Below are 24807 nucleotides of genomic sequence, written 5' to 3'. Positions count from 1 at the left end.
TTACCAGGAGCGAGAATTGCTCAAGCCCTTCAGGGGTGCCAGAGCACGGTGCCCGCGGCGGCGGGGCACGATGCCCGCGTCAGCTGCCGCTCGTCATGAGCTGGTCGGCGGGGATAAGTCCGGCCGCCAACGCGAGCCAAACGAGATGCGCATCGTTTTCGGCGCCGATCTTGGCTTTGACGGCATGTTGCGCACCGTCTTGAGGCTGAGGTTGAGCAAACCAGCAATAGCCTCGCTGCCAAGGCCGGTCGCTAGCAGCCTCAGAACCTCCATTTCGCGCGGAGACAATTCCTCGATCGCGGGGCGCGCGCCGCTCAAGCGGTCGGCCGCGAGAGCGCGTGAGATGTCTTCGCTCATGGCTCGTCCGCCATCGGCAACTATTTCGACGGCTCGAATGAGTTCGCTCGGCGGGCTGCTCTTGGTTATGTAGCCCCTCGCACCCGCTTCAAAAGCCTTCAATGCAAACGCGGACCCCAGGTGCATTGTGAAGATGAGGATCTTTGCGTCTTTATCAAAGTCGCGAATGCGACGTAGCGCTTCAATCCCGCTCGCGCCCAGTAATGTCAGGTCCATGATGACGACGTCAGGGCGATGGGCCTTATAGGCGATGTAAGCCTGTGTGACGTCCTCGGCCTCCGCGCAGACGGAAAACCGTGGCCGCAGCTCGAGCAGGCGGCGATATCCCTCCCGAACGACGGGATGATCATCGACCAGCAATATCGAAATGCGGCTCATGCGCAGGCACCCTCTGGGCTTAGAGGTACCATTGCAAAAATACGAACCCCGCGAGGTGCATTGGCTATTGAGAGCGAACCTCCGAGGCCTGCGAGCCTTTCGCGAATGCCAAGAATTCCGTGCCCCGAAGACGTATGCACCCCGCTGACATCGCCGCCACCGTCATCTTCGATCGTGAGGGCGACATGCGGGTCCCGCGTTGTTCGGTGTTCGACGCGCACGCTGACTTCCGTTGGCCGGCCGTGCTTGCTTGCGTTCGTGAGGCACTCCTGGACGATGCGGTAAAGGTCTACGGCGACGCGCTTCTGGAGTTCCGCCAATCGTCCCGCCATCTGCAGCCGGAAAACCGTGCCGGTTTGGGATTGTGCGTTGAAGTCGGTAATCAGTTGGCGGAGGCTCGCTTCGAGTCCGACTTCCTCGATGCTTTGTGAACGTAAACGCACGAGCGTCGTCCTCAGCGCGCCCATCATGCGCTCCTGTGTTTTGGCAATCGCTCTGGCGTCTCGGGCAATGTTCGGCTGCTCTGGTATCGCGCTCGCCTCGATGACCGCCGCAAGTGCGGTCGTGGCGGTGAGGGCTTGGCCGAATTCATCGTGGAGATCGCGCGCGATGGACCTTCGTTCTTCCTCTTGAACTTGAAACAGGCGGGCCGTGAGCGCTATTCGCTCGGCGTTCGTCTGTCGAAGCGTCGTCGCGAGCCTGTTGACGGCATTCGCGATGTGATTGAACTCGGTACTTTTGAATTTTCCCAGGTGAAGGCCGAGCTGTCCTTCCTCGAGTTTTTTCAACGCACTGACGATAGCTCGGGCAGGCAGCAGGGCATGACCGATCATCAGTGCTGCGAGAAAGGCGATTCCCGCTGCTAACATGATCGCAACATCGACGACGGCCGTAATCTCTCGCCATGCGCGCCGAAGCGCTGCATCTGGGTCGGCGTTCGTTACAAGAAGGCCGGCGCTCTGGTCGTGGATCGATAGGGATTCCGTGACTGGCTGATACGTCCCCAAGAGCGCGAGGTAGGTCGTCGCGAACCATTCGGGCGCGGGCGGCCCCAAAGCTTCGACCTGACTGCAGAGTTTTTGGCGATCTGCACCCGGCAGGCCGAACGTCACGCAGACACCGGGCGATATGATGCTTTGTGTCTCGACTGTGTTCCAATCGGGGAGGGGCACAAGAGCTCCTCGCTGCATCCCATTCCGCCATAGCAGATGTTGCCAATAGAGGGTCTGCAGGCGTTGATTGACGCGCACTGCGGTCGAGGTCACGGCTGTTTCTATCGAGCGATGAGCGTCCCAAACCAGACAGCCAATAGCGGCGGTGAGGCAGAGCACCACGACCGCCATGAGCCGGATGATCAGCAGGGTGAGAAGGCGCATCGGTTCCTCCAATTTTTGCCGGGACTTTGCATCCATCCCGGCCAGTAATGAAGGGGCGGTCGCGATCAGCGGGCAAAATGCCCGGTTTCGCGTGAGAGCGACGCTCGGCCCAGATCGTATGGACGCTTGGTTTCGGGGGAGAAACGAATGAGCCTTACACGCTCGATTGAGCGCCAAACTTAGTAGCGCGCCGTATCACGAGGCTCCAGGGATTCTCTTCTGGGCCCGCGATTGGGCCGTGCGGTCCTTGCGCAAGGGGCTCTGGCTTGAGCGAAGAGGCAATTAAGCGAGTGCGGGACAGAGCAGCTCATACCGGCTCTAGCGAAGGAAGCTCGCGTCTGTTCATGAATGAACAGCGGATCAAATAGCTTCACCCATTAGCAGACTCAACAACCGCAACAGCGGCGTGGGCGGGATGGCCTTGTGATGGCGACGACAATGTCTGCTTGGCTGCGTAGCGCCGCGCCAGGATCGCGCAGGCGATCAACTGCACCTGATGGAACACCATGAGCGGGATCACAATGACGCCGGCCGCCGGGCCCCCGAAAAGAACGCTGGCCATCGGCAAGCCGACAACCAAGCTCTTCTTCGAGCCGCAGAAGACAATCGCTATTTCATCGGCCCGTGAAAATCCCGCGCGCCGCGCGAGCTGCATGTTCGAGACAAGAACCGCGGCCAGCAAAATAATGTCGACGGCGAGGATGATAGCGAAATCAGTGGGCCCCAGCCGGTGCCATAGTCCGCCGACGACAGCTGCGCTAAAGGCGCCGTAAACCATCAGCAGGATCGAGGCGCGGTCAAAAAAAGTAAGGACCGCCTTGTTGCCGTTTGCCCAGCCGCTGAGCCATGGCCGTGCAAGCTGGCCAATGACGAACGGCAGCAGAACCTGAACGGCGACCGACCCGATGGACTCGAATGACACGTTGGCGCCGCTCTTATTGAGCAGTAGCGCGACCAGCGCCGGGGTCAGCACGACGCCGAGGAGGCTCGATAAAGATGCGCTGCAGATTGCGGCTGGCACATTGCCGTCGGCAATGGAGGTGAAAACAATCGAGGCCTGCAGCGTCGACGGCAGCACAGAGAGAAATACGATGCCGACGTAGAGGTCGTGGGACAGCACATGCGGGACCAGGGCGCCCGACAGCAACGCCAGGAGCGGAAACAGTACGAACGTGCACAGTGTGATCATAGCGTGCAGGCGCCAGTGCGTGAGGTTGGCGACCATATCTTCTCGGGGCACGCGCACGCCGTAGAGAAAGAACAGAACTACGATCGCGAGCTTGACGAGATAGCCAATTATTTCGGCCATCAATCCGCGTGCTGGCAACACAGAAGCGATCATCACGACCACGATGATGGCAAGCGTGAAGGGGTCGGGACGAAGGGCTTTGAGACGAGCGAGAAAAGCCATTTCGGACAGCCAATTGAATTTGCGACGCTTGAAGTTGGAACAGTTCCGGTTAATTGTGAAGCCGAATTGCAGAACTTACTGTGATCATGAAACGTGATAGGCGATCTATGTATGATCCAGCGCAGCTCGCGACCTTCCTCGCTGTCGCGCAGACGAGAGGCTTCAGCGACGCCGGCCGTCAGCTCGGTTTACGCCAGTCCACGGTCAGCCAGCATATCCGCAAGCTGGAGGCGCAAATCGGCCGGCGACTGTTCGTGCGCGATACGCATTCCGTCACGCTTACGGTCGACGGCAATGCGCTGAAGGAGTTTGCGCAGAGCATCATTGAGCTGAACGAACGGGCAGAGCGCTATTTCGCAGGCACCGAACTACGCGGCCGAATTCGCTTCGGTACTTCGGAGGATTTCGCGCTCTCCCAGCTCCCCGAGGTGCTGCGGGAATTTCGTCGGCGCCATCCGGCGATCGACGTCGAACTGACAGTGGGGCTGAGCGGCGATCTCTATCGAAAACTCGATGCGCGCAAGCTTGATCTCTTGCTTGCCAAGCGGCAGCGCGGTGATAACCGGGGAAAGGTTGTGTGGCGCGATCGGCTCGTGTGGGTTGGGCGAGAGGACTGGCAACCAGATCCCGATCGGCCGCTGCCGCTCGTGACCTTCCCGCCTCCAAGTATCGGACACACAGCAGCGATCGAGGCATTGGACCAGGTCAGGCGACCGTGGCGGATCGCGTGCCTAAGCGGATCTCTCAGCGGGCTCAGGGCGGCGGCGATGGCCGGGCTTGGCGTCGTGGTGCAGGCGCGCAACTTGATCGTGGAAGGACTAGTGGAACTTCCGCGCTCCGCCGGATTGCCGGAACTCGGCGATACGGAGTTCGTCGTCATCTCCGCAGATAAAAATCCGCGCAGCCCAGCCGCGGCTTTGAGCGCAACGCTCATTGCTAATGGGGCTCGATTTCGGAGCGTTTGAGAACCTGTGTCGCGTGCGGGCGAGATATGAAAATCGCGGCGCGCGCAGAGGTTAACCAATGATGGCGCTTTGATGCCTTGGCATGGATATCGCCGAGTCGTGGCGGCTTTGCAACAGGCTCAGCATTTTGCTCGCATGCAAACAAAGCAGGAAATAGTCCCATATTCTGGCAATGCTCACGTCGATAACAGTGAGGAAGGAAGGCCAAGCGAGCTTTCCTGTCTTCTTCGCGGTGTGAGTGCGAAGGGGGAGTTCAAGAAGAACCGGCTCAAGCTGGAGGGGAAGCGACTTGAGTAAATTTTCGCGCGTCCGACGCCGAGTGGCGTTGCCAGAAAAGATCGTCGTTATCCCGGTCCGGCGAATAGAATCCTAGTGCCAGCTAGCCCGTCTGCAGCTCGGCGCTAGCTTCGAAGAAACCAATTCAAACACGTCCGAAAAATCAAACAGCTCCAGCATTCAAGTTTGGGGCGGGGGGAAGTCATGTCTTCATCGAACCACGTTTTGAGGCGTCCTGCCGCGCAATACCTACTTGCTTCCCTTGCGGCTGCGCTCAGCATGAGTGTGTCGCAGCAGGCGCTGGCTGCGTGCGTTGCCGGGAGCGCGCCAAATTCACTCGAGTGCATCGGCGTCAGCTCAAACGCAGCAGACATTACGGTGGGCCCGGGCAATCTTGGCGCCACCACGGGGATTTTGGTGACGCCGTTCTTCGAAGCGGCGACGCTCACCAACAGCGGCGACATCACCATCAACAATAACGCCTTCAATACCGCAAATATCATCGGAATAAACGCCAACAATGATGGTGAGTACGTCATCAATAACTCGGGCGATATAACGATTACGAGCGCCGGCCGCGGTCAGGCCTACGGCATCGCCGCGAACGGCGACACTGAAGAAATGACCGTCAACAATTCGGGGAATATATCCGTCACGCGCGGGCCGATAACGCTGACAACTGTTACGGCTACTTCGCTGCAGGCTGGTGGCGGCAACTTGTCAGTCGCTGCGGGCATATTCGCGGAAGAGGAACCTGAAAGCCTCGTCATAAATAATAGTGGAACCATATCCGCTACGGGGCAATTAGCGACTGGCGTCTACAGCCGCGCCGCAGAATTCGAGCTCCATAACGAAGGCACGATCGAACATACGGCAGGACGCGGTGCTGGCATCGCGATTGGCGCCGTCTCTGATAGCCTCGAAACGCGTAGGGCCAACATCGAGAACGACGGAACAATCAAGGGCGATATTGTCGCCGTTGGCGGCGTCGCAGTACGTTGGTGGGCGCTTTCGAATGGCCTGGGAACAGGGGGCGCGCAGACCGATGCTCGACTGAACATCAACAGTCAGTTCGGCCAGCTCGATTCTGAGATCGCCAACAGGGGAACAATCAACGGCAATATCTATTATGGCAACGGCGAGCATACGCTAATCAACGAATTTGGAGCGACATTGATCGGCAACATTGACGTCGATCAGCGCGCGATGACGTACACTGGATCGTGTACGGTTGGTTCAACCAGTGGCGGTGGGGATCCGAATTGCTTCTCCACGGCGACGACTACAGGCAGCGAGGTCCCTTGGTATGCTACGGATGACCAGACCGAGAACTCGTCAGTTAAAATAACGTCCGGGGCCGCCGTCAACGCGTCCACCAGTTACGAAGTTAGCATGTGGGGTGCAAAAACCTTCACGCTGGAAAACGCCGGAACGCTTACTGGCAATGTCACAGTAGAGACTGCTCCCGGGACGACGATTAACGGAAATAGCGTCGCTGATAGTCAGGTGACATTGGTTCCGCACGTCTTCGGAGGCGGAGGAGCCAGCGCAAATACGGCGACGGGCGCAGGCACCATCGGTACGATCGATGGTACGCTGAAAATCGCCGACGGGATTGTTAACGGATCTGGGGGCCAATCCTCGATCGCACGAACGACGACACTTGCGCCGGTTATCGATGCAACGGTGAGGAGTGGCGAATGGTATACGGTCGCTAAAACTCTTTACGGGACGGACCTCCCGAACGTTGAGGGTACCGCACTCGTCTCCTGGGAAGCGGTCAAGAATTCGAGCAACGCACTCGTTATCGGCGCTGATGTCAAAGACGCGTCCGAAATCGAGGGTATATCCCGCCCCGGAGCGGCAGCGATCAATGCATTGCTCGACGCTGCCGGTGAGGATCCGGTGCTCGACGCGCTCGGCGGAGCTGTCCAGCAGCTTGCGGACGACTCGGATGTTGCAAAGGCAGGCCGCCAGCTCGCTCCCGAAACAAACTACGCAACTCAGCAAGCTGCCATCACGCTCAATAACGCCATTGGCCAGCACATCGACACGCGCTTGGCGTCGGTCGGCGCGACGGGTAGCTCGCAAGGATATAAGCCGGGGCCGTCAGGGCTCGGCATGAAGCAGAGCGATCCGAACCGGTCGAATCTCGGCGGTCTCAAGGACGACAATGACTTTGTCGCGCCGCGGAGCGGCGCTCTCTGGGGGCAGGCGTTCGGTGTCGGGATGGATCAGGGCGAACGAAACCTGGTCGACGGCTATGATGCGCGTCTCTATGGCGTCCTCGTCGGCTACGACAACTGGATTTCTCCAGGTGCCCGGGTCGGTATTGCGGGCGGCTATGCCAATACGCGGATCGATGGCAAGGGCGATACATCGCGGAACAGCACCGGCATCGACAGCTATCTGATCGAAGCTTATGGCTCGATCAAGAATCCGGGCTGGTACGTGTCAGGCCGCACGGGCTTCACGTGGCACGACTACGATACAACCCGTGTTCTGACGGTGCCGTTCGAGGATAGCGCAAAGGGCAGCCACGACGGCCGGCAATTCAACGCTTCGCTCGAGCTTGGCGCGCCGATGCACTTCGCCAGAACGATCGTCACGCCGATCGCATCGCTCACGTACTCGAACCTGCATCAGGACGCGTACTCCGAGAATAGCGATGGTGGGATGGCTTTGAGCATCAACAGCCAGAGCAACGACTCGCTGGTATCGGCACTTGGTATCAAGGCGCTCATTCCGATCGACACGGATACCGTCATTGAAGGCCGTGCAGCTTGGTTGCATGAGTTCTCGGATACGTCTCAGGTCGTAACGGCGGCGTTCGGTGCGGGCGGCGGTACGTTCACCGCAGCTGGTCCGGATGTCGGTCGCGATACGGCGGCGCTGGGTGCGGGTATTTTGGCCCAGTTCAATCCGGGTTCGACGTTCGAGTTGAACTATGACGCCAACATCCGAGAGGATTTCCTGGCTCACATCGGATCGGCTCGCGTGAATATCGACTTCTAAAGGCGTTCGCCGCAGTGACGGCGTGTGCGTCTACTTTTCATCGGCGGTGATCACGGCTGCAACCCGTGATCACCGTCGCCTCGAACGGAGGGATCTCATTCGACTTCCTTATGCTCAGAAAGATGAGCCTTATCTCGGCCAGAAAGATATTGAAATTTTTCCCGAATTTTTGGACGCAAGTTCCCGCCTCTGAAGTCGCTTTTTAGGCCGAATCTTTTTTCTGATGCCGAAACGCCGCCAAGCGGCGAGAAACGCTCAGATATATGACGATATTTCTCCAAACCCGCTGTCAGGGTGCGAGAGAATCGAGCCTCTCCTGAATATTCGCATTGGAGCGGCGACCCCATGGTTCAGTCTTGGCGGATGTGGCGGCAGGCCATCGCTTCGGGGATGGGCACAATTTTTCTCGTGTCGATGAGTGCATCGAACGCAGTAATGGCACAGAGCGAAGGAGGCGGTTCCACTGCTCCCGCACAGTCCACCAGTCCTCCGGCTCCGACACAAACTCCATCGCCACCACCAGAGGCAAATCCTCCGGGCCCTGCAACGACGAGCACGCCAAGCAGTTCGCCGGCTCCGGCGACGCAAGCTCAGCCGGGCGTTCAGCTTCCAGAGGTAGAGGTCATTCAGGGAGGGACGAAGCCTGAGGCCAAGCCAACGAAGGAAGCAAAAGTTCCGAAGAAGGCGGCCGCCTCCGCATCATCGCAAACTCCGCCCGCAGCTAGGCCGGCCGCCAAGGCGGCGACCGCGGTGCAAGTCACGGGCCCGACAACGGCGCCAACAGTACAAGCGCCCTCGGCAATACAAACTCCTTCCGCATTCGAGTACGCGACCTCGGTATCTCCGCCATCTGACGACGTGAAAATGTCGCCACTCGGAGACGAAATACCGATAGGCAAGGTGCCGAGCGGCGTCAGCACGGTCTCATCGTCCGAGATTGCACGTACGCGCAGCGATTACGCGGCCGACGTTTTGGCGGCCTACGTGCCGGGTGTAATCGTGAGCGACTACCAAGGAAACGGCTTCCAGACGAATGTCGATTATCGAGGTTTCAATTCGTCGCCCGTCGACGGTGTCCCGCAGGGGCTAGCTGTTTATCAGAATGGCGTCCGCATCAACGAGGCCTTCGGAGATACGGTCAACTACGATTTCATCACGCCGATCGCGATCAACAGCATGACGGTCATGAGCGGCAACCCCGTCTTTGGCCTCAATGCGATTGGCGGCTCGATTTCCATCGATATGAAGGACGGGTTCAAGTATCAGGGCTTTGAGGCCGATACCCGCTTTGGATCGTACGGACGCGTACAAGGATCGATCCAGGACGGAATGCAGTTCGGAAACTGGGCGACCTATATCGCGATGGATGCCATTCGCGACGAAGGCTTTCGCCAGCAGGGGACGTCCGACATTCGTCGCTTGTATGCTGATCTTGGCGTCAAAGGCGATGGATCCGAATTCCATCTGAATTTTACGGGAGCCGACAGCACTGTCGGTGTGGCTGCCGCTTCGCCCGTAGAGTTGCTCGATGAGGGTTGGGGAAAAGTTTTCACCACTCCTCAGTCCACAACGAACGAGATGGAGATGGTGTCTCTAAACGGAAACGTGCAGGCGACAGATACGTTGCAAATCTCCGGCGTTTCCTACTACCGCCATTTCAATCAGCAGCACATCGACGGCAATATTTCGAATGCTACGCCTTGCGCGATCAACCCGCCGGGACCATCAGCGACCGGAGCGTGCCTCGATAATCTTGATGGAAGGAGCATCCTTCTGCAAAATACCGCCGGCAATTTAATTACGCTTTCCGGTGATGCCGGCATTGGAGAAATCGACCGCACCTCGGTTGATGCCAATAGCTTCGGCGGGTCGCTTCAGGGTGTCGACAAATCGACGCTCTTCGATCATCGCAATCAGTTTCTTCTCGGTGGCAGTATCGACCATGGCGAGGTTTCGTTTTCCTCGTCCGCTCAGCTCGGCGTCATTCAGCCGAGCTTCCTTGTTCAAGGGGGCGGACCCTTCGTCGGGCCGATCGGCGAAATCTGCACGTTGCAAGACGATGGTTCATGCACGCCCACGGGAGGAACAGATCTCTCCGATATCCGCCCGGTCAGCATCTCGACCAGAAACACATACTACGGGCTTTATTTCCTGGACACGTTCGATGCGACCGACCAGCTCACTTTGACAGCGGGCGGCCGGTTCAATGTGGCCAACATTCAGATTCACGACGAGACCGGCTTGGCGCCCAACCTCAATAGCGACAACACCTATTATCACTTCAATCCGGTGGCGGGTGCCACTTACAAAGTGTTTGACGGACTTTCGCTTTACGGAAGCTTCTCGGAGGCAAACCGTGCGCCCGTCGCCGCGGAGCTCGCTTGCGCTGATCCGGATAATCCCTGTCTGCTTCCGAGTTTTCTGACGTCGGATCCACCCTTGAAGCAAGTGGTCTCGTACACCTGGGAGGCGGGCTTGAAAGGCGGCAGCACCGACGTGCTCTCGCACCAGAAGATGACCTGGAGCGTTGGGTTCTTTCACACGCTGAATACAGACGACATCATAAACGTCGCGTCATCAATTATCGGCCGCAGCTCGTTCGCGAATGCCGGGGATACATTGCGCCAGGGCGTTGAGGCGCAGATCAACTACTGGTCGGGTCCACTGTTCGCGTACGCCAATTACAACTTCGTGGACGCGACGTTCCGGAACAACCTGACGCTTTCGTCGCCTTTCAATCCTTTTGCGGATGCAGAAGGCAAAATCTTCGTCCATCCAGGCGATCGGCTGCCTGGCGTGCCGGCACACAAATTCAAGGCCGGTGTGGATTATGCCTTGACGCCCCGATGGAGGTTAGGCGGAGACTTGATCGCGGCTAGCGATCAGATCTTCTTCGGCGATGAATCCAATCAAAATGCCCCTCTTGGCGGCTATGCGAAGGTCAATTTTCATACGTCGTACAACGTCACAGACCACATCCAGATTTATGGCCTCGTCGATAATGCGTTCAATGCGCACTACGGCGTCTTCGGCACGTTCTTCGACGTTGGCGACGCGAATGAATCAGCGGGAACGAGCTTCACAGACCCGCGAACGATCGTGCCGGCGGCACCGATTACGGCTTATGGTGGTCTGAAAGTGACGTTCTGAGGGAACGTGAATTTGCATTCTGCAAAGCCGATTCCGGTTCTTGTCGCATTTGGAAACACCTGTGGACTTTGGGTGGTCAGACGGCTGTGCTCTATAGATTCAAAATAGATGCTGAGATATCGGTCTCGGTTAGGGGACCGATGCAGCGGTTAATATTCAGAGTTGAGGGGGCGAATGAAGTCAGAGGTAACCGCTATTTTGTTGGAGACCATCCAGGCCTTATCGCCAGCGAATGCCGCGCGGCTGGACCTTGAGAGCGCGGATAAGATCACGCTGGAATCCCTGAACCTCGACAGCTTGGATACGCTCAAGCTCGCAATGGATCTTGAGGAGGTTCTCGATATGGACATCGAAATCGTGAACTTTCCAGCGACGCTGACGCTCTCGGAATTGGCGGAGAAGCTATCTGCAATGAAGGCGAGAAAAGTTCGTTCCGCCTTGATCAGTGCAACCTGATTTTAATCGTCGCGGGCATCAGAAAGGGATCGTTGTGCGGGCTCATCGTGATGCTGAGGCACTCAGCGCGTAGTTCGCTTTTCGATAATGTTTCGGCGACGAGCGACCAGACGCGCTCGGAAATCGATTTTCCGAGGCAAGTGTGGGCGCCAAAGCCAAACAGTGCTCGACTGTTCTCCTCGCCGGAATACGACGAGCTTTGAGTGATGCATCGGACCCGGTCACCTTCCTTGACGGAGAGGCCCGAATAATCACCCGCACCCGTGCACATCCGGTCAACGTACGTGAGAGAGCTCGAAGGGAATGATTGGGGCCAAGTGAATCCGCACATTCGCGAATTCGGGTGACTTCGAAAAATATCATAGAGAGAAAGACTGAGCGTGCCAACAAAGGGTCTCGCTCCGAGGGAACCTAGACAGAGATTGATGAGGCGCTCATCCTCGTCATCAGCGCCGGAATTGCTTTGTAAGAACGCCTCGATTTTTGCATTGATTTTTGCCCGCTCCCGTATGGACAGAAGCGGACTGAATAATTCTGGAATTTCGTCCACGAGATCGAGAAGACCCTCGTTTTCCGAAACGATCGAAGCGACAATCGATCGCCACAGATGTTGAGCGAAATCCGCGACCAAGTCTATTTCTGCGCCGGGGTGAAAGCTGCCCTGGAACAAATCACCTAAGCGCTGGCGAGCGGCGCTGAGCTGGGAGTCTTTCGTGCGGGAGATCTGCTTCGCCATTACCTTCCGTATTCTCTGATGGTTTTCGCCATCGATGAAAACGGGGAGGTACTCAAGGAGTTTAATGGCGGCGGAAAAATCGATACCCGCACGGTGGGACAGTTCGCGATAACGGTCCGCCATCGAATAGGTCGCAAAATCAGGGGATAGAATTACGGCTTTGGCGATTTTGGCATCGTTGATCAGTTTCATACGAATTAGAAATCCCCCACCGCGGACGTCGATATGTAACTAACAAATCTTCTGACGAAGTAAACCAGCGGGCGCAGGCGTTTCCAGGCTTTTGAGTGTCAAATGTTCCAACAGCGAGGATTGAGATCTTCTTGGACTATTCTGAATTTCAAAAATTCGCATGCAGAGGTCGGTGCCTACCGCGGCCGTGAGCGCTAGCATGGACAAAAGAACGCGACTGAGAGTCATTCGAAGGCGGTTTCGTCCGCTTCGCCCCAAAGCGCGGTTGCTGTTTTACCTATTCCGAAACCGGCGAAGGTCTGCCAGCGAGGTGTTTCGCGGTGCGTGGGAGCTCGTCGACAAGGCTATTGCCGGAACGAAGGTTAGAGGCGACTTCCGGAAGACGCCCGTCCGTCACATCCAGCATTATAACCTTCGCATGGTTATAAAGCCTTTTTTTCCGGAATTCGTCCCGCAGGTCTCGATCGAGCCCGGCGTCCTTGAGGCGCTTCGCGGTGCGCCCTCCGTCATTGCGACGATCCACTTGCGAAGTGAGCTCTCGATTTGCGCGGCTCTGGATCGTGCGGGGATTGCGAGCGCTATGATAACGGCTGGCCCCATGGATCCGGTCAATGTCGACAATTACGGGTTCGTCTCGCACCCATTAAATATCGTGCGGGATCGCAACGTATTTATAGATGCGCGGGCGGCGCTCAGAGAGGATCGTGTGGTCGTTTGCGATGTTGATTTCGTCCTTGATAGAAAGCGCCCGGAGGAAGCTCGCTACGTCTCGGCGTCTTTTTTTGCTTTCCAGCAGGCCGTGAAAGCAAAACTCTACTTTGGCTATACGAATATCGGTCAGGACGGGCAGATCGAGTGTGTCATCCTTCCCAGCAGAGGCGACGCGGCATCGGCAGAAGAGGCAGCACAAGAGTTTATCGATTTCATCGATAAAATGCAGGGAGAGAAGTCCGGCATTCAGATCGGAGTTTGGCGGTCCCCTGCCAACTGATTTGCTTGCAGAAGGCGCGACCCATTCGAAAGTGCGCCTTCTATTGCAATCCGTTTATTGGCCGGGGCCTTTGCTCGCAGCCTCTGCAGCGGCGATCCGCTTTGCCATTTCGGCTTTGATGGCGTCGAGGTTGAAGCTCGCGCCCTTCTGCATCGGCGGGAAATCGAGGAAGGTTTGAAGCTCCTTGCCGACGATCTGTTGGACGAATACGAAACGCCAGAACTGGTACTTGAACCAGTCGAAGTATTGCTGGCCGCCTTCCTTCGTACCTTCGTTCGGCCATCCCGTGCGTTCGAATGGATCGAGCCGCAGGTTCGTGATGTAGGGAACATCCGGGTGGGTCTTTTCGCCTAGCCAGCCAGCGGGCTGATCGATGAAACGAAACTTGTAGTCGTCGATCCGCACGGCGCCGACTGTGCTTTCGCCGAGGTAGAAAATTTCGTGGCGGGCGGACGGACCTTTGCCGGTGATGCAGTCAAGTTGATTGTAGCCATCGAGGTGGTTCTTGTACGTCCGGTCACCGATCTGCTTACCCTTCAGAAGTTCTTCGGTGATGTTTGGATTGCCGGCAATGGCTGCGAATGTCGGTAGCCAGTCAAGTCCTGAGAAAATTCCATTCTGTACCGTGTCTGGAGGCACGTGTCCCGGCCAGCGAACGATGGCTGGAACGCGGAAGCCGCCCTCGAGCACCGTTCCCTTGGACTGAGCGAAGGGTGTCTGGCCGCCGTCGGGCCATGTGAAGACTTCGGTGCCGTTATCGGTCGAGAAGACGACAATGGTGTTGTCGTCAACGCCCATGTCCTTCAGTTTTTTCATAACCAATCCGACGTCGTCGTCCAGTTGCGCCATGCCGGCTTCTTCTTCCGACCATCCGTTTTCGGAATTTCGCATCGCCTCATACTTCGGAGAGAGATGCGTCACGATGTGCATGCGCGTCGGGTTAAGCCAGACGAAGAACGGCTTGCCGTCGTTTTTTGATTTCTCCATGAAGTTCAGAGCGAGATCGCGGATCTCGTTGTCCACCGTTTCCATGCGCTTGGGATAGAGTGGACCGGCGTCCTCGATCCGCTGCTTGCCGATCTTGCCCCAGCGGGGCATCTCGGTTGGATCGTCGGTGTCTGTTGCCCAGCTATGAACCATGTTGCGTGGACCGACGACATTGAGGAGGTCTTGTGGATAGTTTGGATGGGCCGGATCCTCCATCGCATCGAGATGGTACAGGTAGCCGAAGAATTCGTCGAAGCCATGGACAGTCGGCAGAAACTCATTCCGGTCGCCAAGATGGTTCTTCCCGAACTGGCCCGTCTCGTAACCCATCGATTTCAAAACCGTCGCGATCGTCACTGCTTCGGCGGGCAGCCCGATCGCGGCTCCCGCCTGGCCGACCGTCGTCATTCCCGTGCGGATCGGCAGTTCTCCGGTGATGAAGTTCGCGCGGCCGGCCGTGCAACTTGCTTCGGCGTAGTAGTCGGTAAAGAGCATGCCCTCCTTGGCGATCTTGTCGAGATTGGGTGTGCGGCCCGCCATCAAGCCGCGGTGATAGGCGCCGATGTTCCACATGCCGATGTCGTCACCCATAATGAAAACGATGTTTGGTTGTGCAGGAGCTGCAAAAGCCGGAGACGATCCTCCTAAAACTTGCGCGGCGGAGACCATCAACAGCGATGCGCCAACGCCGCTTAGCAACGACGAAGCCTTTCGAGCGAGCTTCATTGGTCAGTCTCCAATCACCGGCAGGCACTCCATGCGGCAGGGCACGGTGTCTTTCTTTTAAGACTGGCTAGGCGGTGCGTGCGCTAACACCGGTTAGTTTTTGGCGAGGAGCTGCGATTTACGATCCGCCGACAGGCGACAGGCGAAGTAACGTTTCGAAAGCGAAATTGTGGGATTCTCAGGGGCTGTCCTCAAGGCAGCGTACTGCCTTGCGGCAGCTTTTGCTCGTTCTCGAATTTTAACTTCATTTTTCCGAACTGATCGTCCTTTCCGGACATTTGTCATGCAGTTCAAAACGAGACCGAATTGCGTGTTGCCATTGCGGTTGCGCGATATCGCATGTTTATCGGAAGTCGTAAGCGGACCCCAGTATTTCAAGCGCGGGACGGAGTTCGTCCATGAAGGGCAGGCTTCGCATAAAGCCTACCTTCTCCAGTCAGGTTGGGCCTGTTGCTACAAAAATCTGCGGGAAGGCGGCCGCCAAATCATCTCGTTTCCGTTGCCCGGGGATTTTATCGGGCTCGGAAGTCTCCTATTGCGATCATCGGACCATTCGTTCGCTGCTTTGAGCGACATCGTTGTTAGTTCGTTCAGCACTGCGAACATCATCACCGTGTTCCAAAAGCATCCGAGTATCGCGACTGCTGTTCTTCGGTCCGCCTCTCGTGATCAAGCCATGCTCGTTGAGCATCTTGTCGATATCGGACGCCGTGGTGCCATCGAGCGTGTTGCTCATTGTCTTCTTGAGTTGCGTCACCGGCTGCAACTGGCCGGGCTGGCGTCGAGTACCCAATTCGGATGTCCGCTTACTCAATATGATTTGGCGGATGCGCTCGGGCTCAGTCCGATTCACGTCAATCGGGTCTTACGTCAGCTCCGGGAGCGCGGATTGCTGACCATGAAGGCGCATACGGTCATCATCCACGACCTGGCCGCACTCATTGACGTTGCGCGCTATGAAGGCTCGTATATCGATCAGGGCGGTATAGCTCACGGCGAGGGCTCTTTCGACGCGAGCTATGGGGATGAAACCCTTCGGCAACTCCCGTAAAGGTCGCGCGCGTTCGCCAAAAAAGCAAATGCACGCGCTTCGAATTGTGCTAGCCGTGTCACGGGCGACATATCCGTGTACGGTCGAAGCCTGATATTCAGTGCAGATGTTTTTTGCCGACGGCGTCTCATATTTCCCGCGTTAGACTTAACCTCATAATTTTCATTTTTTTTCACCCCGCCACCGAGGGGCGCTCCGATGTTGCACATCTACAGACACGCCATTGGCTTAACGTACATCGCTCTGGCGGTTGTCTTTTCCACGCCGCCAGTATTGGGCGCCGACCTTGGCGGCAAAGACACGGGGCCGTCGCCAGCAATCGGCGAATGGACCTTCGTATTCACGACTTACGGCTGGATACCGTGGCTGTCGGGAAACATGGCAATCAAAGGACGCTCCTTTGACGTGCAGGCGGATCCATCGGCCATTCTCGGTCACCTCGACTGGTCAACCGTACCCGCGTGGATGAGTTATGCTGAGGCTCGCAATGGTCCGATCGGGTTGTTCAACGATGTCGTTTACGCCAACATTAGTGGGTCGAAGGACTTTGCGAGAGAACTCCCCGGCAACCTTCCGGCTTTGGCCGGGGGCGTTTCAATCAATTTTGAAGAAGTGATCGTAGAATTCGGTGGTGCTTATCAAGTCTGGTCGGGAACAAATCCGGTAACGGCCCACTCCGCCGCAATCGATCTCGTAGCGGGCGGCCGCTACTGGCATCAGGATGTGGAGGCCTCTGCGGTCCTGGCTCGCTTCAACGTCGACAGATCCGGATCGGTGGATTGGGTCGACCCGTTCGTCGGTGCACGACTTCGGCAGGATCTCGGGCAGGGAGATTCTCTGGTGATACGCGCAGATGCCGGAGGATTCGGTGCGGGCAGTGAGGCGTCGTGGGAGGTTCTCGCGACCTACAACTGGCAACTGCCCGTCATGTGCGGTTTCCTGCTCGATGGATATGTCGGATACCGCGCTCTTTCGGTCGATTACTCACAAGGCTCGGGAAATACCGAGTACAAGTACGATGTGCTGATGCAGGGACCGGTGATCGGAACGACCTTGCATTTCTGACGACACACAAAGCACCGGACCTCGGGCTTCTCAATCGGCTCCAGCTGGCAATTCAGCTGGCGGGCCTCGCTCTGAAGGCAGAATTGCAATTCTCCTTTCGTCAAGGCGCGTTTCTTTCTTGGCGGTCAAATGCTGCCTGCGGATGAAATCGCCAATTCGATGCTTCTTGTTGTGACGTTCGTCATCTTCGGTGAACGGACGCGCCGTTAGAAAGCTCCGTTCGATCCTGGCAGGGATGAAGAGACCAGATCGAATTCGACGGCATTCTTAGCCTTCGATTTCGCTGCGTGAGAACGAAGCTTATTCGTTTTGTTTATGGAGTGAAATTCATGGCGATAAACAGCAAACAAGTGCTCTTGGCGGCTTCGGTCGTGGCGGCGCAGCTCGCAATTTCACCAGTGCATGCACAGTCCGTGCAAAAGCTGGAGAAAGAGCAGTTCGGGAATTCGGCGTCTCCGGATGTTCTGCCAGATTCGTCACAGAAGGGGCCGAGTGAGTCCATTACAAAGCAGGAAAAAGACCAGCTAAATAATTCCGCGTCCCCTGACGTCGATCCGGGCGCATCCAAAGGGCCGGATCAGCCCATCACAACGCAGGAGCAGAACCAGATACGCTAGTATGCGGTAGCGATATCTGCTTTCATCGCAATGATGTTGTTTCGATCTCGGCGACAGCGATGTCGCCGTCGGTGATGTAGTGGTTGACGTGCTTCGTGATCAGCTCGTCGCCGGTCTGATAGTTGGTCACTTTTCCGATCACGCCGCACTGGCTCAGTTCCTCGACGATGTAATTCCGCTCCGCGTTGGTGTCGGAGTCGGTGGCGTGTGTCATCTGGAACGTCAGGCGCGTCAAAGACAGCCCGGTATCCTTGGTGCCGGCTCCTACCCAGAGCACGTGTTGGTCGTCGGCCGGGCGCTCGTCGTTCAGCCAGAAGGCGGCTGAGCTCCAGTCCGTCTCGGCATTCGCGAGGCTCTGGGCCCAGAAGCGAACATGGTGGCGCTTGCGCGGACTGTTATCGATTGCCTTTTGAAAGCCGATGTCTTGACCGCGTCCAAAAAGATAGAGCGTACTGAATGGTGCGGCAGGGTATGAGGTGTTGAGCACGAATGCTTGGACCATCCGCCACGAGCTGGCGATATTCAGCGGATCCGCTTCCACCCAACCAGCGCTCGCGAATGCAGAGCGAAGCTGAGTGGCGGTGCCGGCCAATGCCAAGTTCACGGGATCGCCAGGCAAGCCATCTCCCGTGATCGTGAAGCTCGGCACGTGCTGGCGCTGAAGAATCTTCAGTCCCATGCGAACCGCGCGAGGGAGTATGAGATACGCGCCGATGATGTAAGTGGCGCTTACGGCGAGGATCCACGGTAGCCGGCGGTCCACCAATTCAAAGACATCTACGATCAACCAGACGCTCAAGACGCCGAGGCCGAAGATAGCTATCCGCTGCAATGTGCGAATTGCTAACCGCATTTTCTATTCTCTCCCGGCGGCGTTCCCAATCTAGTCTTCGAACGATCAGGTCTATTCGCTTATTCTAGAAGCAATTGTAAAAATCGAGCCAAGCAGGGGCAAGTCGGTGGGAACGCGTTGACGTGCGGGCGTCGATTTTCTTCGTGCCATCAGGGTGCGCGGTGTGACAGCTTTGCTGCATTGACTCATTATCGTCGAATGTGTGTTTATTGCTGCGTGATGGTTCCATCGGGGTGAAGTCGCCCAGGTGGTGAAAATGGGAACACGGTGCGACGCCTTTGGCGTCAATGCCGAGACTGCCCCCGCAACTGTAAGCGGCGAGTCGGCTCCGAATAAGCCACTGACGGTCTCAGATCGAGATCCTCGGGAAGGACGGAGAAGACGCCTGAGCCGTGAGTCAGGAGACCTGCCAGCACAAGCTGCCCATCTTCCGTGCGTGGGGCGCGGTAGGACGGAAACCCGTAGCGGCGGCTGATGTGTCAACCGGTGGGGAGCCACGTCAGGTCATGCAGGTCGTTGCGCTAAGCGGATGAAATTCTGCGCGCGAACGTCAGTTTGAACACGATCCTTCGGGGGCGTGAACGAAGACGTGCGCGTGTGTCCCACTGAGCCTTTTGCCGGCGCGCCTGTGGGGCGATCCACCCTCATCGTCTTACGACGGGGGTCATCATGCTACGCGCCTTCATGCGCCGCACTACGCGTGCGACGCTTCTCTGCACGCTATCATCATTTTCTGCGCTCGAAGCGGACGCTGAGGTGCCGACATCACCTAACACCGAGCTTCCTGCTGTCACCGTGACTGCGGACACAGATCCGAAACCGAACAAGAAGGCGCCAAGTGCCGCTCAGCAAAGTTCGACGCCTCGGGCTTCAGGCGGAGGTGCCACTGGAACGGCGCGTGATATCGACAATTCGGATGTGGCCGTTTCGCCGACGGGCATCGTCTCGCCCGTCGAGCAGATCGCAAGCTCGGTTACCGTCATCACATCAAAGGAAATCCAAGCGCAGCAGCGCCGCACGCTGCCAGATGTTCTGAAAAGCGTGCCGGGTCTCAACGTCGTGCAAACGGGTGGTCCCGGCGGCCTTACGTCGGTCTTCATGCGCGGAACAAATTCAAATCACACGAAGGTTTTGATCGACGGCATCGACGTCAGCGACCCGAGCAATTCCAACCGTTCCTTCGATTTCGGTCAGGTGCTGACGACGGACATCGAACGCGTCGAAGTCTTGCGCGGCCCGCAGAGCGGCCTTTACGGCGCGGACGCTTTGGGCGGCGTCATCGCCATCTACACGAAAGCGGGCAAGGGACCGCCTAAAGCCACCGGAATGGTAGAAGGCGGCTCGTTCGGTACGTTCAACCAGGCGACGAGCATCAGCGGCGGGACGGATCGCTACAACTACTCATTCAGCGTTTCGCATTTTCGAGCCGACGATACGCCTGTGACGCCGTTCGATCTTCTGTTGCCGGGCGAAGAACACCACAGCAGCCGTTACGACAATTGGACGTATTCGACAAAGATCGGCGTTGACGTGACAAAGGACGTCACGGTGAATTTCGTCAGCCGCTATACGGATGCGACGCTACATTTCACCGGCGATGATTCAGGCTATCCGAGCCACCCCAATTCGTCACTGTCGCGCTCGGATTATGAGCAGTTCTATACTCGCGGCGAAGTCGTGTGGAAGACGCTCGGCGGCAACCTGACCAACTACTTCGGCATCAACTACGCCAATCTTCAGTCGGACAACAACGATACCACATGGGGCAGAAGCTCCAACGACGGCGAACGCGTGAAATACGACTGGCGTAGCGTTCTTCGCGTGGCGCCGGGTTATACGATCGTGACCGGCGCCGAGCATCAGCGCGGACACCTCGACAATTGGGACGGCAATGGACCATTGTCCGCCGAGGAATGGAACCGCGCCGGGTTCGTGGAGCTGCAATCGGAAATCTTCCGGAACTTCTTCCTCGTCAGCAACGTGCGCTATGACGACAACGAAAACTTTGGCGGTCATACGACGTGGCGCGTCGCACCAGCTTACTTGATCGAAGCGACGGGCACAAAACTGAAGGGCAGCGTCGGCACTGGGTTCAAAGCGCCGACGCTCTATCAACGATTCATGGTTTCGCCGTGGTCGCAAGGCAATCCCGACCTTGCCCCCGAGGAAAGCCTTGGCATGGATGCCGGCTTCGAGCAGTCCATTTTCAAAGGCCGGGCTCAATTCGGCGCAATATACTTCTACAATGACATCACAAACCTGATCAATTCGGGCTTCGATTCCGGCCATTGGACCTACGTGAATGTCGGCAAGGCGAAGACATCCGGTGTTGAGGTCTTTGCATCGGCGGACATCACGGATAGCCTTCGCGTCCGAGCCGACTACACTTATACGGAAGCAACCAACGAAGATACGCACACGCAGCTTCTTCGCCGTCCCCGGAATAAGGCGAGCCTCCAGGCAGGATGGATACCCTACGATCCGCTCTTGTTGACGGCTTCGCTGGTCTACATCGGCGAGACGGCCGATATCGACCGCTCAACTTACGCGACTATTACGCAGCCTGGGTTCACGCTGGTCAACGTGGCTGCCGACTATAAGCTCAAGGAAGGCGTCAGCCTCTTTGGGCGGATCGATAACCTCTTCGACAAGCGCTACGAAAATCCGAACGGCTTCGAAGGCACCGGCATCGGCGTCTACGGCGGTCTTCGGTTCACGAACTGAAATTCCGGGCGAGGGGGCCGTTACACGCCCTCTCGCCTTGCATTGCCTGTGTGCTAATATCCGACAAACTAGGAGACATCGCATGACCTTGAAGACGCTCACCAATGACAACGCCGCGACCGGGCTTTGGATCGCTTTGATCGCCGCACTCAGCATTGGTGGCAGCTTGGCCTTCGCTTGCGCGGCGCCGCTCGCTGCCATCGGCGCGCTTGCCGGATCAAAAATGAAGAGCGGAGAGGGTTTGGCGTTGGTCGCCGCGGCTTGGCTCTCGAACCAGATCGTCGGTTATGGACTTCTCGATTATCCGCTGACGGCAGATTCCTTCGCTTGGGGCGCGGCCATCGGCGTCGCAAGCATTGCTGCATTCTTGGGAGCGCGCGCTGTTTCGGTCGCGACAGGATCGTCGCTTGTTGCGCTGGCCGGTGCATTCCTCGCGGCTTTCGCTGCGTACGAGGCGGCGCTTTACGGAGCCGGTTTCATCCTCGGATCGTCGGATGAAGCCTTCTCAATGGCCGTCGTAGAGCGCGTTCTTCTGATCAATCTTGCCTCGTTCGCCGGTTTGCTTGTGTTGCATCGTGCCGCTGTCGCGATTTCCTTGATCAAGCCCGAGGCTGCTACGCCCGCAATGGCATAAGCGCTAGCTTTCAATGCCGACGGCTAGCTGCATGGTCTCCGTATCCTGGAGCCATGCGGCTATGCCGTCGCGTATTGCATTGTAGACGGCTGCACCGATCGCTTCGCCGGCGGCAGTATGTAGACCAGCGAACCGCACCGAGCCGCCGAGCGGCGCCGCAACGATGATGCAATCCGTTCCCGTGCCAGTGATTGCCACGCCCGATCGGCGTACTTCAGAATCCAAAATGGCGGCGGTTCTCGCTTCAGCGGCTATCGTGATCGCCTCGATCAATGCCGCGTCCGAAAGCGGTACCGATGCATGAACCATCGTGTTGATGGTGCCGAGCGGAGTGCCGGGCGGTGCGAAGCGTTGCCCAACGCGCTCGCCGTTTGAGAGTCCGACAGTGCTGATGCATGCCGCGACGGTATCTTCGACGGCGACCCGCGATACGTGATGCCGACTGATGTCGCGCGAGGTGATCAGAGACACCGCCTCGGTTAGCCCGACTTTCGCGATACGGCTGGCGATGACATCCTCGGCGTCTTGATCGGCAGGCAGATCGGCATCGCGGAGTTCGATCCAAGCCACTTGCCGGGCGATTTGAAAGCCGGGCTTCGTCAGCGACCAACTCAGCATCCGCTGAGGCTCATCGAAGTTTGCGAGCAGGATCCGTGTTTGGTGCGTGAGAACAAAGGGAAGGTTCAGGGAAGTCGTCGCATGAGCTTCGGTTCGCTCGTCGGTCTGACCCGACACATATCCTATTTCGATATTCCGCATCGATCGGCGTGCCCCGATTATACATGGAACTGCGCGTGAACAGGGTCACGTCGTCCGAAGTTCATCTCGCGCTGGGAGCAAAAGGATCTAGCGGAGGTCTTGGCAGTTGCCAACCGCAGAGGGTTGGGTCCAGCAGGTCGAAGAGCTTCTGCGCGGGCGGTCATCGGAACACGCCCGCTCAGATAATCCAAACCCCCAGCAGCCGTCGAGCCATCAAGACGCCGACAGCTACGGTGATGACCGCTGGTGCGGTGCGCTGGTCGATCTTACGCGGTTTGGCGGCTCGAGATCGCACCTACTTTTTCTTGCCGTGAATCCGCTCAGCAGCGACGGGTAGCTTCGGTTTGCCTTTGCTGTATCCATAGAGCACGCCGTTGGTCCATGCGAGCCTCAGTCGTGCGCCGTCGAGATCTCCTGTCGCGACACACAAAGCTCCCCGGAGCGAGGTTCGCGCAATTTTTCCTAAAATATAGGACGGCGGGTAGCGATGCCTTCGAATGACATAGCCGAAACCTCGCGCGTAGGCTGTTGCACGTCGGGCGCGTTCGGCGAACGGAGTTCCGTTATCGACGGCGTCGTGGAAGATGGTGAGTTCCGGAAAATACCATCCGGCAACGCCGCGCTCTAGAGCGCGAAGAAGAAAATCGGTTTCTTCGCCCGATTGAAACTCGCTTGCCGCGCCCAACCCAAGGCCCTCATCGAATCTCAGCGACTGCGCGAGCGCGCACTCGATGAAGATTGTGTTGGAATTGGCGGCCTCGAAAATGTTTTCGCGGGTTATCTGCGCTTCACCCGGCAGATAGACGGTTACAGGGTGTCCTTCAGGGTCGATCAATCGCCCCGTGATCGCGCTTAGTTTTGGATTCCGGCGAAAGGTGTCGAACACCTCTTCCACGACAGTCGGCCGGTACCAGACATCGTCGTCAGGAAAGCCCACATACCGGCCCGAACTAGCGGATAGACCGATATTTCTTGCTCGCGAAAGTCCTGGGCGCGAGCGCAAGTGCTTTATGCGAAGCTCGGGGAATTTCTGGATCGTGGGATCCAAAGAGCCCTCGGGATTTTGATCGACGATGATGACTTCGAAGTTTTTGAGAGTTTGTGCGGTTAGTGAGCTCAACAGGCGTTCGAGAGGCTCCACCCGGCCCAGGGTGCAGACGAGGAGCGTGAGAAAAACCCTTGGTTGTTCATCGTTTGCCATTGTCAGGTTTCCCATAGGGGCTGGCAAAGACATCGGTCTGCAAGACCTGCCTCAACCTAACTCAACTGTCGTCCGTTGACAGTAGACCTAACGAGGGAAGGTAGCCGAACATCCTGCAAGTCATGACAGGATTTCAGTGTGGCAGGTAAACGGCCATCAACCATAAGGAATGGGTTTGGACAGCCCTCAGCCGAAACTGCGGCGACATCCGGCGCCAGGGCGACGCATCAAAGAGAGCCGGCAACAGCAACAACGCCGACGGCGATGAGACTTCCCGCCCAAAGCGCGTCGAGATTGATCCAGGCTTTGGACAGAACTTGCAGGCCAAAATAGCGATAGGTGAGCCAGGCGGCCACGCCCCCCGCTCCTATCATGGCGAGCGCGTGCGCGGCGGATACGAGAACTGCCAAGCCGAGGTTATTCGTGACGACCGACATCGCAGCGTCATGATCGAGCATCGATGACGGCTTTGTCGTGCATAGCCCGAGATACATCGGCACCAGCATCAAACCGGCACCGTGAGCAATGGCGATTGCGAACGACCAAAGACCGATTTGGCTAGGTGGAATGCGCGCGAGAACGCGCGGATGCCGGCGATAGGCGAAAAGAAAAACTCCCACACCGATTACGATCAGGGCCGCCACGAGGCGGATCTCATGGCTCCAATATTGGAGAGCCGTCAACATGCCGAAGGGCAACAGAATGACAGTCATCGCGAGGAAGTGGCCGGCGGCCAGGGGCCCGAGCGCGGCGAGGAGCGCCGATTGCCGGCGCTCCATCAATCCGGCAGCGACTGCCAGCGGCCAACCCATGCCAGGATTGACGCCGTGATAGACGCCGCTCACGATTATCGCGAGCCAAAGTCCAATGTTCCAACCGTCGCTCAT

General features: G+C 57.6%; 19 protein-coding genes and 1 riboswitch. Of the genes, 10 read left to right on the top strand and 9 right to left on the bottom strand.

Annotation, left to right across the window (positions count from 1 at the left end):
- Window positions 1-93: 93 nt before the first annotated feature.
- The 3 genes from G359_RS13400 to G359_RS13390 all read right to left on the bottom strand — a co-directional run bounded on the left by G359_RS13400 (window position 94) and on the right by G359_RS13390 (window position 3522).
- Entirely contained in the window at window positions 94-735 is a 642-nt protein-coding gene (locus G359_RS13400) for a response regulator transcription factor (protein WP_371199069.1), read from the bottom strand.
- Entirely contained in the window at window positions 732-2111 is a 1380-nt protein-coding gene (locus G359_RS13395) for a sensor histidine kinase (protein WP_045838000.1), read from the bottom strand. Before G359_RS13395 ends, G359_RS13400 begins: the two co-directional genes overlap by 4 nt.
- Window positions 2112-2481: 370 nt before the next feature.
- The gene (locus G359_RS13390; RefSeq protein WP_045836535.1) at window positions 2482-3522 is read right to left on the bottom strand and encodes a bile acid:sodium symporter family protein; all 1041 of its coding nucleotides are present in this window, start codon (window positions 3520-3522) and stop codon (window positions 2482-2484) included.
- A gap of 107 nt (window positions 3523-3629) precedes the next feature.
- Between G359_RS13390 and G359_RS13385 the strand changes: the two genes are divergently transcribed.
- The 4 genes from G359_RS13385 (at window position 3630) to G359_RS13370 (ending at window position 11384) form a co-directional block, all read left to right on the top strand.
- Window positions 3630-4487 carry a LysR family transcriptional regulator gene (locus G359_RS13385; RefSeq protein WP_045836534.1) on the top strand — a complete coding sequence of 286 codons (858 nt, stop codon included), beginning with the start codon at window positions 3630-3632 and terminating at the stop codon, window positions 4485-4487.
- A 480-nt stretch (window positions 4488-4967) separates the two neighbouring features.
- Window positions 4968-7778: an autotransporter family protein gene (locus tag G359_RS13380; protein ID WP_082072928.1), complete on the top strand. Its 2811-nt coding sequence runs from the start codon at window positions 4968-4970 to the stop codon at window positions 7776-7778.
- 864 nt (window positions 7779-8642) lie between these two features.
- Window positions 8643-10928, top strand: a complete 2286-nt coding sequence (locus G359_RS13375) for a TonB-dependent receptor (protein ID WP_245280027.1) — start codon at window positions 8643-8645, stop codon at window positions 10926-10928.
- Between the two features lie 174 nt (window positions 10929-11102).
- On the top strand, window positions 11103-11384 hold the full coding sequence (locus tag G359_RS13370; protein ID WP_156150774.1) for a phosphopantetheine-binding protein: 282 nt from the start codon (window positions 11103-11105) through the stop codon (window positions 11382-11384).
- Here the strand turns inward: G359_RS13370 and G359_RS13365 are convergent.
- Entirely contained in the window at window positions 11371-12312 is a 942-nt protein-coding gene (locus tag G359_RS13365; protein WP_045836531.1) for a cytochrome P450 family protein, read from the bottom strand. The two genes, G359_RS13370 and G359_RS13365, sit on opposite strands and share 14 nt — an antisense overlap.
- 598 nt (window positions 12313-12910) lie before the next feature.
- Between G359_RS13365 and G359_RS20540 the strand changes: the two genes are divergently transcribed.
- Window positions 12911-13303: a hypothetical protein gene (locus tag G359_RS20540; protein WP_156150773.1), complete on the top strand. Its 393-nt coding sequence runs from the start codon at window positions 12911-12913 to the stop codon at window positions 13301-13303.
- A 54-nt stretch (window positions 13304-13357) separates the two neighbouring features.
- Here G359_RS20540 and G359_RS13355 read toward each other — a convergent pair whose 3' ends face one another.
- Complete coding sequence (locus G359_RS13355) at window positions 13358-15016, bottom strand: arylsulfatase (RefSeq protein WP_045836529.1); 1659 nt, start codon at window positions 15014-15016, stop codon at window positions 13358-13360.
- A gap of 283 nt (window positions 15017-15299) precedes the next feature.
- Here G359_RS13355 and G359_RS13350 point away from each other — a divergent pair, with 283 nt between their 5' ends.
- The 3 genes from G359_RS13350 (at window position 15300) to G359_RS13340 (ending at window position 17749) form a co-directional block, all read left to right on the top strand.
- A complete protein-coding gene (locus G359_RS13350) occupies window positions 15300-16067 on the top strand; it encodes a Crp/Fnr family transcriptional regulator (RefSeq protein WP_082072927.1) in 768 nt (255 codons plus the stop codon).
- Window positions 16068-16265: 198 nt separating this feature from the next.
- A complete protein-coding gene (locus G359_RS19745) occupies window positions 16266-17132 on the top strand; it encodes a hypothetical protein (protein WP_052699374.1) in 867 nt (288 codons plus the stop codon).
- Between the two features lie 287 nt (window positions 17133-17419).
- The gene (locus tag G359_RS13340; protein WP_045836528.1) at window positions 17420-17749 is read left to right on the top strand and encodes a hypothetical protein; all 330 of its coding nucleotides are present in this window, start codon (window positions 17420-17422) and stop codon (window positions 17747-17749) included.
- 22 nt (window positions 17750-17771) lie between these two features.
- Here the strand turns inward: G359_RS13340 and G359_RS13335 are convergent, their stop codons facing one another.
- On the bottom strand, window positions 17772-18602 hold the full coding sequence (locus G359_RS13335; RefSeq protein WP_045836527.1) for an LssY C-terminal domain-containing protein: 831 nt from the start codon (window positions 18600-18602) through the stop codon (window positions 17772-17774).
- Between the two features lie 203 nt (window positions 18603-18805).
- Window positions 18806-19031, top strand: a riboswitch (cobalamin riboswitch).
- A 240-nt stretch (window positions 19032-19271) separates the two neighbouring features.
- Between G359_RS13335 and G359_RS13330 the strand changes: the two genes are divergently transcribed.
- Together G359_RS13330 and G359_RS13325 are read left to right on the top strand one after the other, a co-directional pair.
- Complete coding sequence (locus G359_RS13330) at window positions 19272-21326, top strand: TonB-dependent receptor plug domain-containing protein (protein ID WP_045836526.1); 2055 nt, start codon at window positions 19272-19274, stop codon at window positions 21324-21326.
- A gap of 82 nt (window positions 21327-21408) precedes the next feature.
- Window positions 21409-21960 (top strand): hypothetical protein, encoded by a 552-nt coding sequence (locus G359_RS13325; protein WP_045836525.1) that lies wholly within the window; start codon window positions 21409-21411, stop codon window positions 21958-21960.
- A 3-nt stretch (window positions 21961-21963) separates the two neighbouring features.
- On the opposite strand, the gene G359_RS13320 is transcribed toward G359_RS13325, so the two are convergent.
- The 3 genes from G359_RS13320 to G359_RS13310 all read right to left on the bottom strand — a co-directional run bounded on the left by G359_RS13320 (window position 21964) and on the right by G359_RS13310 (window position 24807).
- Window positions 21964-22719, bottom strand: coding sequence for an adenosylcobinamide amidohydrolase (locus G359_RS13320; protein WP_082072926.1), 756 nt, complete (start codon window positions 22717-22719; stop codon window positions 21964-21966).
- A 295-nt stretch (window positions 22720-23014) separates the two neighbouring features.
- Complete coding sequence (locus tag G359_RS13315) at window positions 23015-23920, bottom strand: glycosyltransferase family 2 protein (protein ID WP_045837995.1); 906 nt, start codon at window positions 23918-23920, stop codon at window positions 23015-23017.
- Window positions 23921-24147: 227 nt separating this feature from the next.
- Window positions 24148-24807 carry a hypothetical protein gene (locus tag G359_RS13310; RefSeq protein WP_045836524.1) on the bottom strand — a complete coding sequence of 220 codons (660 nt, stop codon included), beginning with the start codon at window positions 24805-24807 and terminating at the stop codon, window positions 24148-24150.

It is taken from the genome of Hyphomicrobium sp. 99, assembly GCF_000384335.2.
Lineage (GTDB): Bacteria > Pseudomonadota > Alphaproteobacteria > Rhizobiales > Hyphomicrobiaceae > Hyphomicrobium_B.
Note: the sequence above shows the minus strand (reverse complement) of the source record. Positions and strands in the feature narration are given on the sequence as shown.